General features: G+C 49.9%; 15 protein-coding genes and 1 pseudogene. 12 read left to right on the plus strand and 4 right to left on the minus strand.

Annotated features, from left to right (window positions below; translation table 11 throughout):
- Positions 1 to 129: 129 nt before the first annotated feature.
- The 3 genes from AUL54_RS14390 to AUL54_RS14400 are packed head-to-tail and all read left to right on the plus strand — an operon-like array spanning position 130 to position 2,999.
- Positions 130 to 1,167, plus strand: a complete 1,038-nt coding sequence (locus tag AUL54_RS14390; RefSeq protein ID WP_201025267.1) for a FecCD family ABC transporter permease — start codon at positions 130 to 132, stop codon at positions 1,165 to 1,167.
- Positions 1,167 to 2,177 (plus strand): FecCD family ABC transporter permease, encoded by a 1,011-nt coding sequence (locus AUL54_RS14395; RefSeq protein ID WP_060964293.1) that lies wholly within the window; start codon positions 1,167 to 1,169, stop codon positions 2,175 to 2,177. Before AUL54_RS14390 ends, AUL54_RS14395 begins: the two co-directional genes overlap by 1 nt.
- 18 nt (positions 2,178 to 2,195) lie before the next feature.
- Entirely contained in the window at positions 2,196 to 2,999 is an 804-nt protein-coding gene (locus AUL54_RS14400; protein WP_012118422.1) for an ABC transporter ATP-binding protein, read from the plus strand.
- A gap of 36 nt (positions 3,000 to 3,035) precedes the next feature.
- On the opposite strand, the gene AUL54_RS14405 is transcribed toward AUL54_RS14400, so the two are convergent.
- The 3 genes from AUL54_RS14405 to AUL54_RS20800 all read right to left on the minus strand — a co-directional run bounded on the left by AUL54_RS14405 (position 3,036) and on the right by AUL54_RS20800 (position 4,955).
- Positions 3,036 to 3,458, minus strand: coding sequence for an acid stress-sensitive anti sigma factor RsiO (locus AUL54_RS14405; protein ID WP_060964294.1), 423 nt, complete (start codon positions 3,456 to 3,458; stop codon positions 3,036 to 3,038).
- Between the two features lie 64 nt (positions 3,459 to 3,522).
- The gene (locus tag AUL54_RS14410; protein WP_060964295.1) at positions 3,523 to 4,683 is read right to left on the minus strand and encodes an oxalate decarboxylase family bicupin; all 1,161 of its coding nucleotides are present in this window, start codon (positions 4,681 to 4,683) and stop codon (positions 3,523 to 3,525) included.
- Between the two features lie 116 nt (positions 4,684 to 4,799).
- Positions 4,800 to 4,955, minus strand: a complete 156-nt coding sequence (locus AUL54_RS20800) for a YvrJ family protein (RefSeq protein WP_016937956.1) — start codon at positions 4,953 to 4,955, stop codon at positions 4,800 to 4,802.
- 242 nt (positions 4,956 to 5,197) lie between these two features.
- Here AUL54_RS20800 and AUL54_RS14415 point away from each other — a divergent pair, with 242 nt between their 5' ends.
- The 5 genes and pseudogenes from AUL54_RS14415 to AUL54_RS14435 all read left to right on the plus strand — a co-directional run bounded on the left by AUL54_RS14415 (position 5,198) and on the right by AUL54_RS14435 (position 9,544).
- Positions 5,198 to 5,728, plus strand: a complete 531-nt coding sequence (locus AUL54_RS14415) for a sigma-70 family RNA polymerase sigma factor (protein WP_095241447.1) — start codon at positions 5,198 to 5,200, stop codon at positions 5,726 to 5,728.
- Positions 5,729 to 5,779: 51 nt separating this feature from the next.
- A pseudogene (gene rsoA / locus AUL54_RS14420) lies at positions 5,780 to 5,967 on the plus strand (sigma-O factor regulator RsoA).
- A 172-nt stretch (positions 5,968 to 6,139) separates the two neighbouring features.
- Entirely contained in the window at positions 6,140 to 6,859 is a 720-nt protein-coding gene (locus tag AUL54_RS14425; protein WP_060964296.1) for a response regulator transcription factor, read from the plus strand.
- On the plus strand, positions 6,856 to 8,598 hold the full coding sequence (locus tag AUL54_RS14430) for a HAMP domain-containing sensor histidine kinase (protein ID WP_060964297.1): 1,743 nt from the start codon (positions 6,856 to 6,858) through the stop codon (positions 8,596 to 8,598). Before AUL54_RS14425 ends, AUL54_RS14430 begins: the two co-directional genes overlap by 4 nt.
- A gap of 67 nt (positions 8,599 to 8,665) precedes the next feature.
- Entirely contained in the window at positions 8,666 to 9,544 is an 879-nt protein-coding gene (locus AUL54_RS14435; protein WP_060964298.1) for an SMP-30/gluconolactonase/LRE family protein, read from the plus strand.
- 50 nt (positions 9,545 to 9,594) lie between these two features.
- On the opposite strand, the gene AUL54_RS14440 is transcribed toward AUL54_RS14435, so the two are convergent.
- The gene (locus tag AUL54_RS14440) at positions 9,595 to 10,386 is read right to left on the minus strand and encodes an SDR family NAD(P)-dependent oxidoreductase (protein ID WP_016937962.1); all 792 of its coding nucleotides are present in this window, start codon (positions 10,384 to 10,386) and stop codon (positions 9,595 to 9,597) included.
- A 188-nt stretch (positions 10,387 to 10,574) separates the two neighbouring features.
- On the opposite strand from AUL54_RS14440, the gene AUL54_RS14445 reads away from it, so the two are divergent.
- The 4 genes from AUL54_RS14445 to AUL54_RS14460 are packed head-to-tail and all read left to right on the plus strand — an operon-like array spanning position 10,575 to position 14,317.
- Positions 10,575 to 11,519 (plus strand): ABC transporter substrate-binding protein, encoded by a 945-nt coding sequence (locus tag AUL54_RS14445; protein ID WP_060964299.1) that lies wholly within the window; start codon positions 10,575 to 10,577, stop codon positions 11,517 to 11,519.
- Positions 11,482 to 12,528 carry a FecCD family ABC transporter permease gene (locus AUL54_RS14450; protein WP_060964300.1) on the plus strand — a complete coding sequence of 349 codons (1,047 nt, stop codon included), beginning with the start codon at positions 11,482 to 11,484 and terminating at the stop codon, positions 12,526 to 12,528. Before AUL54_RS14445 ends, AUL54_RS14450 begins: the two co-directional genes overlap by 38 nt.
- Entirely contained in the window at positions 12,525 to 13,751 is a 1,227-nt protein-coding gene (locus tag AUL54_RS14455; RefSeq protein ID WP_060964301.1) for an ABC transporter ATP-binding protein, read from the plus strand. Before AUL54_RS14450 ends, AUL54_RS14455 begins: the two co-directional genes overlap by 4 nt.
- On the plus strand, positions 13,748 to 14,317 hold the full coding sequence (locus AUL54_RS14460) for a cob(I)yrinic acid a,c-diamide adenosyltransferase (RefSeq protein ID WP_060964302.1): 570 nt from the start codon (positions 13,748 to 13,750) through the stop codon (positions 14,315 to 14,317). Before AUL54_RS14455 ends, AUL54_RS14460 begins: the two co-directional genes overlap by 4 nt.
- The last annotated feature ends 92 nt before the right edge of the window (positions 14,318 to 14,409 follow it).

Here is a 14,409-nt window from a genome sequence, read left to right on the forward strand (position 1 = left end):
AAATTAGGTCTATTAAAAGAGAAGATAATAGTGCTATACTGAAACAAGTCATTGATAATCATTATCATTACCATTCTTGTTTTGAGAAAGGAAGAACGAGTGTTGGGTCTATTAAAAAAGAAGCAGACAATGACGGCTCAAGGGGCATCAGGGAGCAAAATCCAGTGGACGGCGCGTTCATTCCGGGCGGTTGTGCTGCTGTGTGCCGGTATTGCGGTTTTATTGATCGGCGCGGCCTTGTCTGTTTCCATCGGAGCTGCCGATATTCATCTGCGGACGGTGTGGGATGCTCTCTTTCACTTTCAGCCGCAAAATACATCTCATCAAATCATACGCGATCTGAGGCTGCCGAGAACTGCTGCCGCCGCGCTCGTCGGGGCTTTTTTAGCTGTGTCCGGGGCTATTATGCAGGGGCTGACGCGAAACCCGCTTGCTGAGCCTTCCATTATGGGCGTGACGTCGGGATCGGGATTTGCGATCGCTTTGGCATTTGCTTTTTTTCCGGGGCTCTCTGCCGCGGGGCTTGTTTTGTGGTCCTTTATGGGAGCGGGAATCGGGGCGCTCATTGTGTTTGGCATCGGCCTGTTTTCAAAAGGCGGGCTGACACCGGTGAAGCTCGCGCTGGCCGGTACGGCGGTCGGCTATTTCTTAACGGGGCTTTCAAGCGCGATTGCGATCCGTTTTGATGTCGCTCAGGATGTGAAGTTCTGGTATGCCGGAGGAGTCGCATCCGTGAAATGGGAGGGCGTCCAGCTGCTTTTGGCAGTCGGCGTCATCGGACTTTTGCTCGCATTTCTGATTGCGCGCTCAGTGACGGTGCTGAGCTTGGGTGAGGAGCTTGCCAAAGGGCTCGGGCAGTACACGGCGCTTGTGAAAGTCATCGGAATGGTTGTCGTTGTCCTCTTGACGGGGGCTTCAGTATCAGTCGCCGGAGCCATTTCTTTTATCGGCTTGGTGATTCCGCACATCACCCGTTTTTTAGTCGGTGTAGATTACAGATGGATTATTCCTTGTTCGGCGGTATTCGGCGCCGTTTTGTTAGTCTTCAGTGACATTGCGGCAAGACTCGTCAATGTGCCGTTTGAAACACCGGTCGGCGCTTTAACGGCCCTTATCGGCGTTCCCTTTTTCTTTTATTTGGCGCGCAGGGAAAGGAGAGGGCTGTAATGAATGTGAAATCGAAAAAACCGCTGGCGGTTACAGCCGTTACGTTTTTGCTCATATGCATCGTCTTTTTTATCAGCTTAAATATGGGTGTGATCCGGATTGCGCCTTTCGATGCATTACGTGTCTTTTTCGGACAGGGGGATGCCCGGGATCAGCTCGTTTTATTTGAATTCAGGCTGCCGCGCATGGTGCTGTCATTGCTGGTCGGTGCCGGAATCGCCGTTTCAGGCGCGATTTTTCAAAGCGTGTCTCAAAATGACTTGGCGGAGCCGGGCATTCTCGGTATTAACGCCGGGGCGTCTTTGGCGGTCGTTTTGTTTATCTTCTTTTTCCAAGGGTCCGCTGCTGATTTAAGCATGTTCAGTACATGGCTGCTTCCGGTGAGCGCTTTGGCGGGGGCTTTTCTGGCTGCGCTGCTCATCTATGTGCTCGCTTGGAAAAAAGGTGTTTCGCCTGTCCGGCTCATTTTGGTCGGGATCGGCGTCAATGCGGGGTTTAATGCGCTTCTCCTGATTTTTCAGCTGAAGATGGACCCGCGGGACTTCATGCAGGCGCTTGTATGGATTTCCGGTTCGATTTGGAATGCCAATTGGAAAATGGTGCTGTCCATTTTGCCGTGGCTGCTGGTTCTTTTGCCGTTCAGCCTCTATAAAGCGAGATATTTAAACGTGCTCCAGCTCGGTGACCAGCTGGCGGCGGGACTCGGCACCCGGGTCGAAAAGGAGCGGCGCATTCTGCTGTTTTCAGCCGCCGCCTTGGCCGCGTCATGTGTTGCGGCAGCCGGCGGAATCGCTTTTCTCGGATTGATTGCCCCGCATTTGGCGAGAAGGCTTACCGGGCCGCGCCATCAAACGCTTATTCCGGTTTCGGCTTTAATCGGCGCATTTTTATTTCTGCTCGCTGATACGCTGGCGAGAAATGTGCTTGCGCCGTCCGAGGTTCCGGTCGGCTTGGTGATTTCCGTGCTCGGAGCGCCGTATTTTGTATATTTGCTGATGAAAACGAAATAGAGGAAGGAGACTGCCGCGATGAACTCATTATCGGCGGAACAGCTTACTGTCGGTTATGGAGACCGTCTGATAGCGAAAGAATTGGACATCGCCATACCGAAAGGAAAAATCACAACGCTGATCGGCCCAAACGGATGCGGAAAATCGACGGTTCTTAAGACGATGTCAAGAATCATGAAACCGAAATCCGGCGCCGTCTATTTAAACGGACAGGCGATCATGCAAAAATCCACGAAGGACATCGCCAAGGAAATGGCCATCCTTCCGCAGACGCCTGAAGCGCCGAGCGGGCTGACGGTATACGAACTTGTTTCTTACGGCAGGTTTCCGCATCAGTCCGGAATGGGCCGCTTGAGTGATAAAGACCGTGATATGATCAAATGGGCGCTTGAAGAGACGGGGATGGCCGAATTTTACGACCGGCCGATCGAAGCGCTTTCCGGCGGGCAGCGGCAGCGTGTGTGGATCGCCATGGCGCTCGCTCAGGAAACGGAGCTGCTGCTTCTTGATGAACCGACCACTTATTTAGATCTCGCCCATCAGCTTGAGATACTGCAGCTGCTGGACAAATTAAACAAAGAGCAGGGGCGCACGATTTTAATGGTCATTCATGATCTGAACCATGCCGCCCGTTTTTCCCATTATATGATTGCGCTGAAAAAAGGGCGCGTCATCAAGGAAGGGACGGCGGAGGAAGTCATGACGCCCGGCATATTGAAAGACGTGTTTCAGATTGACGCACAGATCGTTAAAGATCCGCGCACGAACAAACCCGTCTGCTTGACATACGATTTAATCCGGCATGAAAATGCCACGGTATGACGGTAAAAACGCAGAACCATTTCGGTCTGCGTTTTTTTATTGCGCCCGGGGCTGCTTTTGCCCGGAGACGCATTTATCCAAAACGAAAAAAACCCCCGCCACAATCAGCTCCTCGGTCGTTGACAGCCAAATCTTTTCAATCAGTTTATCCGTCGTATACGCGGTCATCCAGAGGAACAGCAGCTGAACGGTGCTGGCTAAAAGAAGAAAAGGCAGCCTGCCCGTCCCAAAAAAAATAAAGCTATGTATCATCAGCCGCTCAAGCGGTTCAAAACATAAACCGAGAAGAATAAAAAGCACGGAAAAAAGCAGGACGTACGCCATTGATCCGTAGCTCGTCCCGGCTAATGAAAAAACGGTCATCATCACGATGAAATACCCGAATAATACGGCGGCCGCTGCCAGGGCATACCTGAGCACCCGGAGAAAAAACAATTTCGGCCCGTTTTGATTGATCATCTGCTCAGCTCCTTTTTACACACACCGACTTGCAGAGACGGACTCTGCAAGTCGGTGTGTGTCTTTAGCATTTCTTTTTGACGACAGGGTGTTTCTCTTTCGAAAGAATATCCGTAAAGCCTTTGCCCAGATCAAGATGCTGCTGGACGAATTTCTCAGGAAGCATGGCGAGCCATTGGTTCAGAGACACATCGGCGTAGTGGTCATCCTTGAAGATTTCCAAGAAGACGAGCGGCTCATCCCCCAGATTCTCTACATAATGGCCCATGGCGAACGGAACGTAGCCGACATCTCCGGCCTGATAGTTGAAAGTTCTCGCATGGCCGTCCGAAGCAAACACCGTCATTCTTCCTTTACCGGAAATATAATACTGCCATTCATGCGTATTCGGATGCCAGTGCAGCTCTCTCATTGCGCCCGGTTCGACCACGACAAGCGCTGAAGCGATCGTTTTGGACACTTTGAAATTTGTGGAATCCGCAATATATACTTTGCCGCCGTCCGTTTCAGCAGTCGGACCTTCATCCAGCAGACGGTAGGTGAACGGGTAAGGCACCTCGCCGTTCGGTCCTTCCACAATGTCATCTTTCAGCTTGCCGGGAACAGGTTCTTCAAAGATATATTTTTCTTTCCCCGGCAGTCCGGCAAGGTCTTTTTCTGAAACCCCGAAGTTGCTGGCGATGACATCAAGCGGCGTGTGGGCAAGCCAGTCCGTTACTTGGAATGTGCTGTTTTCTGAGAATGAACCGTCATCAAAGACTAAAAGGAATTCACAGCCTTCTTTCAGCGCCTGAATGGAGTGCGGCAGGCCTGACGGGAAATACCACAGATCTCCTTCTTTCACGTCATCAATAAAACTGCGTCCCTGTTCATCAACAATTGTGACCCGCGCTTTGCCCGTCAGCATATATGCCCATTCCGCTTCTTTATGCCAATGCAGCTCACGGATGGCGCCCGGTTTTAAACGCATGTTGACAGATGCGAGATTTTTAGAAATCGGCAGCTCGCGGACGGTTACCTCACGCGCGTATCCGCCCTTTTCCAGCCGGTTATGCACATCTGAGAAAGAGAATTTCATATTATCCACCGTGCCGTGATCCGTTTCCGGCGGCGTCAGCATATCGGGATTTTGGCGGTCTCTTTCAAGGTTGCGCGGTATCGTGACGGTCGCTCCTTTGTCTCCTCTGATCGGCTGCGGGATATTGCAGTTGTTTTCTTTTGACATGTAAATCGTCTCCTCTCAAGCTTTGGTTTTCAGAAAGAGAATGTGAAAGGCCTTTCGTTTTCCCTTCTGCTTTGTTAAGTGATGCGTCCTGATGAAAAGTCAACTTCGTGTGAAAATTAATTTTTCATTTTCTGGTCTTTCAGCTCCGCCATCAGCTCGATCAGGGCGTCAAACTTCTTCTCAAACCGGGTGAGAAGGTACATGGCAATCAGAGCCGGAAAGCCGAGATTGCCGATCTGTCTGACAACTTCTTCTATAAAAACCTGATCCATCACCAGCCACCTCCTGACTTGACCTGCAGTCATGTATATAAGTGAAAGAAGGTGCTGCTCTTGTAAACCTGATATCCGGGCGGAGGGTCTTTTTTTTGTTGCGGAAAAACCGGGACATAAGGAGTGTGGAACCTTAGTCGGAAAGGAGTAGTTTACTTTTTTTTGCTTTCTTTCATTTAATTTAAATAGGAGGCGGTTTTATGGACTATCAAGTTCTTTTACGGTCAAAATGCAAGGAAATCATGAAACATCCGATCGTCAAACATTTCTTGAGTGACCCTAAGCATTACGAGAAATTTAAAAATGTGCTCGAACATTCAGACGAGAAGGATGCAAAATCACTGGACGAACATTTTAAGCAGTTTTATAAGGAAATCCGGATCATCAAATATATGAATTCTATGATCCGGATTTTCTCCATCGACTTTGACAAGCGCATCCGCAAAAATCAGAAGCGCTATCCGCTTACGGTGGATCAGCCGGAAGGAGGTGAAGCGCTTCCCTATGAAATGGGAAAAGACGCGTATGAAGAGTTTCTGCGGCAGCAGGGGGATTTGAGCCAGCATGTCCAAAACCGGGATTTATACGAAGCGCTCCAGACGTTAACCGATAAACAAAAAAGCGTGCTGACGAATATTTACCTTCACGGAGCGACAATGAAGGAGATTGCCGAGTCTCTGGGGGAATCGCGGCAGAACATTTCCAATATTCATAAAAAGGGTCTCGACAATCTCAGAAAGCAGCTGGACAAGCAGAAAAAAGGGGGAAAATAAGCAGTGAACGGGCCATTTGACTTCAACAAGGGGAAAACAGATATCGACGAAATGGAACTCTTGATTTCGCGTTTTTCGCCAATGATAAAAAAAAACTAAGCAATACGTCTTACCAGGAAAGAGAAGATCTGGAACAGGAATTGAAGATTAAAATCGTAGAGAAAGCAGACATGCTGTTATGCCAGGAAGTGCCGGGATTTTGGGAATTTATTCTTCATCTTATAAATGAAAGCTCCTGACAAAGCGGCGGGATGATTGGGATTCCGCTCTGACACCGCGAGAAAAACGAGAGGAGACGTCCGGTCTCGTTTTTCTTTTCTGTTTCCCCGCAAGACCTCCGCACTAAAAAAGTACCAAATCTTATCCATATAATGATATGATGAAAAAAACAAAGAGAAAGGAACGTCCAAGGTGGAAAATGCGTCAATTTTAATTGTAGACGATGAGAAGGCGATCGTTGATATGGTCAAGCGCGTTCTCGTCAAAGAAGGCTATCACAACATTAAGACGGCAGGCAGCGCAGAGGAAGCGATTGAGTTTGTTAAACATGAGACAGCGGATCTGCTCGTGCTGGATGTGATGATGGAAGGCATGTCCGGTTTTGAGGCATGCGCCGAAATCCGGAACTATACCGACGCTCCGATCTTTTTTCTGACTGCCCGGTCGTCTGATGCGGATAAGCTGTCAGGATTTGCATTGGGAGCTGACGATTATATAACAAAGCCGTTTAATCCGCTGGAATTGGCGGCGCGGATCAGGGCGACATTGAAGAGAACCTATAAGCGCGAAGAGAAAACGGCGGTAAAAACGTACTCATACAGCCATTTTTCCTATTCGCCGCAAAACGCCGAGCTGATCGTCGGGGGCGAGCCCGTCAGCTGCTCCGCACAGCTTCTGCAATTGCTTCAATATTTCTGTGAACATCCTGATGTGGTGCTCTCGAAAGATCAGATCTATGAAAAAGTGTGGGGCTATCCGTCTTACGGCGACAACAACACCGTCATGGTTCACATCCGCAAGCTCAGAGAAAAGATTGAAAAAGACCCCAGCAATCCGTCCTATATTGTAACGGTGCGCGGCCTCGGTTATCGGTTTATTCCCGATCAAGGAGAAAAAGGAACCCGCTCATGAGAATGCGCGGAAAATTTCTGCTTCACTTTTTCGGTCAGCTGCTGCTGGTCATCCTGCTGATGTCCGTTTTGGCCGTCGCTTCTTTCTTCTATTTGGATTGGCGTTTCAGCGAAGCGGAAGCCAATGCGGGACTTACTAAAGCGACGGCAGACTCGTTTGAAGCGTGGCTTGATAAAAACGAAGACGGCACATGGGATGTCGATGAATTTTTAAAGATGTCGGTCAGAAAGCAGAAGGGCTGGCTGCAGATCATTAATGACAAAGAAAAAACGGACTACGCGTACAGAGTGCCGAAAGACGTCCCGAGCCATTACAGCAGAAAAGATCTCTTATCCATTTATCAGTACCGGAATTTTGACAACTATAAGCTGAACTACTGGACGGTCACGATTAATGATGAGACCTATCTGATTCTGTTCGGCTGGAAATCCGCCAGTGAGCAGCTTCTCACTTACATCGAGTCCCAGGAGCCATCCCTCGCTTCTCTTTCTCAATATAAAAAAAGCACGGTTGATTATATTAAACGGGAAAAAGGGGCGGTCTACCTTCTCGAAGACAGCGGCAGACTGCTCGGGGATATCAACAGCACCAAAAAAGAGCGGAACACCGTCAATGAGCTTGAATTGCTGAAATACAATTCCAAACCGTGGAATTACAAGCGGGAAATTTCTTTTAAAAGACTCGATAAAACGAAATGGATGGTCGCGTCTGTGCCGAATCCCGTGTACATTCCCGATCATGAGTTTAACAAGTCATTTCTGAGAAATGTGATGAAAACCCTCTTCCTCTTGATCGGAATCTTAGTATTGATGATCTGCATCCTGACCATCTGGTACTCTTTCCGTTTCGGCTGGCCGCTGTTTCATACCATCAAATGGCTCGTCAATTTATCAAAGGGCCGGCTTGAAGAGCCGAAGAACCGCAAAGGACAGCCGGTCAGCAAAAACAAAAAAGGCAAAACAAAGCAGCCGTTCCGCTTTTTCGCCGAGATTTTCGAATCAATGGATCAGCTGACGGACACGCTGAAGCGGGATAAGAAAAACAGAGAAAAAATCCAGGCGACAAGGGAAGAGTGGATCGCCGGGCTGAGCCATGACTTGAAAACCCCGCTGAGCACGATTTACGGCTACAGCATGATGCTTGAATCGAAGCAATACGATTGGACCCCGGAAGAAGTCAAAGAAATGGGGCAGATCGTCCGGGAAAAATCAGAATATATGTCGAAGCTGATTGAGGACTTGAACTTGACATACCGTCTGAAAAACGCCGCCCTCCCGATCGAACGGCGTCTGATCAACGTCGTTCCGTTTATCAGAAACGTCACGAACGATTTCACGAAAAACACGTTCTCGGAAGGCTATGACATCGCCTTTGAAACCAAAAAGGAAGATATTCTTTTCGCCATTGATGAAGCATGGTTCCGCCGTATTCTGGAGAATCTGCTGGCAAACGCGGTAAAGCATAATAAGAAAGGGACCGCCATTCGGGTCGTGCTTGAGGAATCAGCAGAACAGCTCATTCTGAAGGTGAAAGATAACGGAAGAGGAATGGACGACGAAACGATTCACCAGCTGTTTAACCGTTATTACCGGGGAACGAATACGAAGGGGCCGTCAGAAGGAACTGGGCTCGGGCTCGCCATTGCCAAGGAGCTGGTTCACCTCCATAACGGAACCATTCATGTCAACAGCAGAATCAGCGCCGGAACGGTGATTACGATTCTTTTTAAAAAAGATTGAGTTTGGACGCCGCTTTGTCGGGAATAACATATAGAAGACTGACAAGCAAAAGAAGAGGTGTTCACACATGGAAGCAGCATTACGAGCAGATACGAGAGCAGTTATAGGAGAAGGCCCTTTGTGGGATAAGGACAAGCAATGCCTGTACTGGGTAGATATACTGGGCAGCCAGCTCCATATTTTTACTCCGGCTGACGGAATCAACCGTTCCGTTAAATTCAAATCATTTGTCACGGCTCTGGCCTTGTATTCAAAGGAAGAGCTGGTGATGACGATGAAAGACGGATTTTACCTGTACAATCTCCGGGAAGACACATTGACGAAGATGAAGCAGCCGAAAGACATGCGGGAAGATATCCGTTTCAATGACGCAAAATGCGATCCGTCCGGAAGATTATGGGCGGGGACGACGAGCATGGAAGGCAAAGAAGAGGAGGCTTCTCTGTACCGTCTGAATACGGACGGCAGCCTTGCCAAAATAAAAGACCAGGTCTCCACTTCGAACGGTTTGGATTGGGATCGGGACCGAAACCTGATGTACTATATTGATACTCCGACGCAGGAAATCGTCTGTTATGCATACGATCCTAAAACCGGAGCCGTATCAGATCCGAAAACAGTCTACCGCTTTCCGGAGTCGCAAGGATCTCCCGACGGGATGACCATTGACCGGGACGGAATGCTGTGGGTGGCTCTGTTCGGAGGCGGCCGTGCCGTCCGGATTGACCCGTTTTCGCATAAGGAAATTGCATCTATTGAAGTTCCCGCAAAATACGTCACCTGCTGTGCGTTCGGAGGAAGGGAGCTCAACACATTATACATTACGACCGCGACGGAAAAATTGACGGAAGCCGAAAGACTTGAACAGCCGCATGCGGGCGGCCTGTTTTCCGCAGAGCTTGAGACAGGCGGCTGGGAGCCGGTTCCGTTTGCAGGCCTCATGTAAAAAAGCCCTGGCATATGGGAATGGTCCCATTGTGCCGGGCTTTTTTTGTGTTAAATGGAACGGATGATGCCGCCTTCAACCCGCTGTGCGGTGCCGTTAATGGCAGATGCCGCAGCTGAAGCGAGAAATACAATCGTATTGGCGACTTCTTCCGGGGTCGCATAGCGTTGGATCAAAGATGTCGGTTCATTCACTTTAAAATAATCCCGGACGAAGCTGTCCGTATCTTCTCCGGCGGCCTTTGCGGCTCCTTCCATGTAAGAAGCGACGCCTTCGGTCCATGTCGGTCCCGGCAGCACGGAGTTTACCGTGACATTCGTGCCTTTTGTCATTTCCGCCATTCCCCGGGACAAGCTGATTAACGCCGTTTTCGTCATTGAATACGGAATCATTTGCGCAAGCGGTTTGACACCGGCTTCACTGGAAATGTTCAAAATCCGTCCGCTGTTTCTTTCAAGCATTTGCGGCAGAAAACGCCGGCACAGGCGCACAGCGCTCATGACATTCACTTCAAAATACCGGGTCCATTCGTCATCAGATACATCCGCGAAGTCCTTTACTTCGAAAAAACCGAGGTTATTAACGAGAATATCGACTTCCCCGATTCCGGCGGCGCGCTTGATCAAATCATCGGCCTCCTCCTGACGCGATAAATCTGCGGCGATGCCGTGAACCGTTCCGTAAGCGGAAAGCTCCTCAACCGTCCGTTCAACGGTTTCTTTTTTTCTTCCGTTTACAATCACCTCAGCGCCTTCAGTTAAAAAGCTTTTTGCCGCGGCTTTTCCGATGCCGGAAGTTGATCCTGTGATTAACACGAGTTTTCGTTCAAGCTGTAATTCCATGATGATCCTCCTTTTTACTCGATTGTGTAACAGTATACATGATGAATTTTAGTGTTTACGAATCATTTGCTTTCATGCAAAAAAGGCCGGATATACAAGCCTTCAAGACTTATAGTATAATTACTGCGAAAAAAGGATACGAATGTCAAGAAGACAATCGTTTACCATAATCAGGGGGAGTTAAAAGAATGAAGAAGATCACTGCCGTCTGGGCGGCGCTCTTTGTCACCGCCGTTGTGACCGCCGGCTGTTCCGGCGCGCAAGAAGAAGGAAACCCGGCAAAACAAAAAGCCGTTTCAACCGAGGCATTCCCGGTAACCATCAAGGATGCCGCAAATGACAAAGTAACCATGAAGCAGGCGCCGGAAAAAATTGTCTCCCTCATGCCGAGCAATACGGAAATTACATACGCGCTCGGACTGGGAGATAAGATCGCAGGCGTCACGACAAATGATACATATCCGAAAGAAGCTGTAAAAAAACCGAAAGTCGGAGATATGAATGTAAACGCTGAGAAAGTCATCGCGCTGAAGCCGGATCTCGTGCTGGCCCACGCGTCCTCAATGTCCGCTTCCGCCGATGCGATGAAGCAGTTAAAAGATGCGGGCATCACCGTCTTAACGGTCAATGATGCGCAATCGTTCCAAGATGTGTACAAATCAATCAGTATGATCGGAAAAGCAGCCGGCAAAGAAAAGCAGGCGGACAAGCTGATTAAAAAGATGAAATCCGACCTTTCCGGCATAGAAAAGAAAGCGGCGGCGATTTCTGAAAAAGATGAAAAGAAAGTATTCGTCGAGGTTTCTCCTGACGGCTATACAACGGGAAAGGGCACGTTTATGAACGAAATGCTTGAAGATATACATGCGAAAAACGCCGCCGGCAGCCAGACCGGCTGGGTGCAGCTGACGGATGAAGCGATTGTCAAAATGAATCCGGACGTCATCATTACGACAGACGGCGTAAAGGCCGCTGAAGTGGAAAAACGCGCCGGCTGGGGTGCCGTCAATGCGGTCAAACACCACAACGTCTATTCTGTTGATCCTGACCTTGTCACACGCTCAGGCCCGCGCCTTGTAAAAGGGGTCGAGAAGCTTGCGGAAAGCGTTTATCCTGAAACGTTTAAAAAGTAACCGGCCGCTGGCTTACGCGGTCAGCCTGCTGTTTTTAGCCGTTTGTGCGGCGCTTGGCATTTCAATCGGCAGTCTGCATATTCCTTTATCCGACGTTTTTTGGATCGGGGTCGGCCGGACATCCTCGGCTGACCCTATGAATGTCAATATTATGATGAATATCCGCCTGCCGAGAGTCGTTCTGGCCGCCCTTGTCGGAGCTGCATTATCCATTGCGGGAGCGGCGTTTCAGGGACTTCTGAAAAATCCGCTCGCCGACCCTTATACACTCGGGGTGTCTTCGGGAGCTTCGGCTGGAGCCGTGATCACCTTGTTTTTCGGCCTACAGATTCCCGTCATCGGCCGGTTCACACTTCCGGTTGTCAGCATCGCCGCAGCCATTGCGGTCATGGCGGCGGTTCTGTTTTTCAGCCGTCTCGTTCATGCGTCGATGTCTGTTTCGACGCTCATTTTGACAGGCATCATTATGAATTCTTTTCTCGGAGCTCTCATTTCGCTTGTGATCGCCTTAACGGGAAATGACCTGCTCCCGATTGTCCGCTGGCTGTTAGGAAGCGTGTCAATGAGAGGCTGGGGCTATGTCGCGCTGTTTCTGCCTTTTTTTCTGGCCGGGACGGCGCTTCTGCTTATCAATGGCAGAGAATTAAACATTATGACTTATGGAGAAGAAAAGGCAAGGCTGTTAGGCGTCAGTACGGAAAAAAGAAAATGGCTGATGATCGCTGCCGGATCTCTGCTGACGGGGGGAGCGGTTGCCGTATCGGGGACAATCGGATTTGTCGGCCTTGTCATTCCCCATGTGACACGGCTTTTATGGGGAACGGATCATCGCCATTTACTCCCGCTGTCAGCATTGACGGGCGCCGGTTTTCTCATTTTGGCTGATTTGTTTTCCCGCACCGTCATTGAACCTGTCGAATTGCCGATCGGCATTATGACGGCTTTGGCGGGAGCGCCTGTATTTGCCTTGATTCTGCTTCGCCAGCATCATGGAGGGAAACGCTTATGATCAGGGTGAGCGGCCTGTCCGGCGGGTACGGAGGCCGGATGATTGTAGAGGATGTCAGCTTTACCGCCGGAAAGGGTGAATTTGTCGGCATACTCGGTCCGAACGGCTCAGGAAAAACAACGCTGATGAAATTGCTGACGGGGATGCTTTCTCCGTCAAAAGGCGAGGTGCTTGTCGCAGGCAGGCCAGTGAGCAGATACAAGCCGCGGGAGCTTGCGAAAATCATGGCTGTTTTGCCGCAGCATACGGAGCAAGCCTTTTCATTTACCGTGAAGGAAACGGTGTCTTTCGGCAGATACCCGTATCAAAAAGGACTCTTCAGACAGATGGATCAACATGACGAAGACATTGTCCGGGAAGCGATGGAAATGACCGGCATCGACCGATATGCGCAGCAATCCGTCCGCAATCTGAGCGGCGGGGAGCGGCAGCGCGTCTTTCTGGCGCAGGCGCTGGCTCAGCAGCCTGAGGTGCTGTGTCTGGATGAGCCGACGACATTTCTTGATCTCAAATATCAAAAAGACCTGCTTGATACGGTGAAGCGGCTGACGAGAGAAAGCGGCCTGACGGTCATCAGTATTTTTCACGACCTCAACGCTGCAGGACAATACTGTGATCAGCTCCTCATGATGAAAGACGGACGTGCTTTTTCGAAGCAGACGCCGGATCAGGCTTTGAAAAAAGAAACGATTGAAGACATTTACGGCATCACCGTCAGTGCTGTCGGCCAAAAAGCGTCACCGAAACCGCTGATCGCCTTCATGCCGGAAGTGCGGGAGGAAAGAGAGTCTGTCAGCGCTTCGTTCGCCTCTTTGATAAACAAAAGCGGAAATACCGTAAAGCTTCAGACAGACCGTCCGTTCAGAATGTTGTCAACCGCATCTGACGGCTCAGGCTTTTCGTGGAGCCGCCGGCTTACCGGCTCAGCGGCGGCTGGTTTTGTCTGCCGGACGTTTGATTCGATAACGATTGCCGTGACCGCCAGGCACACCGTTTGGGCACTCATCAGCGGCCGCTTATCTGAACAAGGCTTTGTACGTCTGTTAACGGCAGCGGCGGAAGCGAGAATGCAGGCTCTTTCCGGCAGACAGGCAAACGGCGACATTGTCATTTGTGCCTTGCAGACAGGAAAGGTAATGGACGTCCGCCATGCGGAAAAAGCTGTGAGAAGAGGAACCGCGGCATGTGTAAAAGCGGCGGAAGAAGGAGGAACAGAACGATGAAGCTGTATACGAAAACCGGCGATAAAGGACAGACAAGCCTGATCGGCGGCAGAACGGATAAAGACAGTCTGCGGGTTGAAAGCTACGGGACGATCGATGAGCTGAACAGCTTTATCGGGCTTGCGCTTGCGGAGCTTGCTGATTGTGAGAATTGCGGTGATCTGAAAGCCCAACTCCGAAACATTCAGCACGAGCTGTTTGACTGCGGCGGCGACTTGGCGACTGTCACTGAGAATAAGAGCTATACATTAAGAGAGAAATCTATTACCGTGCTGGAAGACTGCATAGATCGTTATACCGCTGAAGCGCCTCCGCTTGAAAAATTTATTCTTCCGGGCGGGCATAAGGCGGCTGCTCAGCTTCACATCGCGCGGACTGTCACAAGACGGGCGGAGCGTCTCATCGTGAAACTTGGCAAAACAGAAGAGATAAATGACACGGTGATGCGTTACTTGAACCGCCTGTCTGATTATTTTTTCGCGGCGGCAAGAGCAGTCAACGCAAGACATGGCGTTAAAGATATAGAGTATGAAAGAAGCGCCGCAGTATTCCGTGAAGATGAATAACGTTTTGATTCAGCCGGCGAGAGGAAGCCGGCTGTTTTTAACGGCGATATCCATCAATTGAACCCTTATTGCCAGAAGGAAAATGTATCTTA

The organism is Bacillus sp. SDLI1 (genome assembly GCF_001553895.1).
Taxonomy (GTDB): domain Bacteria; phylum Bacillota; class Bacilli; order Bacillales; family Bacillaceae; genus Bacillus; species Bacillus siamensis.

What these genes read in the sequence shown, in the direction of transcription:
- AUL54_RS14445 (WP_060964299.1), top strand. Translation starts at nt 10,575, where the DNA reads ATGAAGAAGATCACTGCCGTCTGGGCGGCGCTCTTTGTCACCGCCGTT.
- AUL54_RS14405 (WP_060964294.1), bottom strand. Translation starts at nt 3,458, where the DNA reads ATGATCAATCAAAACGGGCCGAAATTGTTTTTTCTCCGGGTGCTCAGG.
- AUL54_RS14395 (WP_060964293.1), top strand. Translation starts at nt 1,167, where the DNA reads ATGAATGTGAAATCGAAAAAACCGCTGGCGGTTACAGCCGTTACGTTT.
- AUL54_RS14430 (WP_060964297.1), top strand. Translation starts at nt 6,856, where the DNA reads ATGAGAATGCGCGGAAAATTTCTGCTTCACTTTTTCGGTCAGCTGCTG.
- AUL54_RS14455 (WP_060964301.1), top strand. Translation starts at nt 12,525, where the DNA reads ATGATCAGGGTGAGCGGCCTGTCCGGCGGGTACGGAGGCCGGATGATT.
- AUL54_RS20800 (WP_016937956.1), bottom strand. Translation starts at nt 4,955, where the DNA reads ATGGATCAGGTTTTTATAGAAGAAGTTGTCAGACAGATCGGCAATCTC.
- AUL54_RS14400 (WP_012118422.1), top strand. Translation starts at nt 2,196, where the DNA reads ATGAACTCATTATCGGCGGAACAGCTTACTGTCGGTTATGGAGACCGT.
- AUL54_RS14440 (WP_016937962.1), bottom strand. Translation starts at nt 10,386, where the DNA reads ATGGAATTACAGCTTGAACGAAAACTCGTGTTAATCACAGGATCAACT.
- AUL54_RS14435 (WP_060964298.1), top strand. Translation starts at nt 8,666, where the DNA reads ATGGAAGCAGCATTACGAGCAGATACGAGAGCAGTTATAGGAGAAGGC.
- AUL54_RS14460 (WP_060964302.1), top strand. Translation starts at nt 13,748, where the DNA reads ATGAAGCTGTATACGAAAACCGGCGATAAAGGACAGACAAGCCTGATC.
- AUL54_RS14390 (WP_201025267.1), top strand. Translation starts at nt 130, where the DNA reads ATGACGGCTCAAGGGGCATCAGGGAGCAAAATCCAGTGGACGGCGCGT.
- AUL54_RS14410 (WP_060964295.1), bottom strand. Translation starts at nt 4,683, where the DNA reads ATGTCAAAAGAAAACAACTGCAATATCCCGCAGCCGATCAGAGGAGAC.
- AUL54_RS14415 (WP_095241447.1), top strand. Translation starts at nt 5,198, where the DNA reads ATGAAACATCCGATCGTCAAACATTTCTTGAGTGACCCTAAGCATTAC.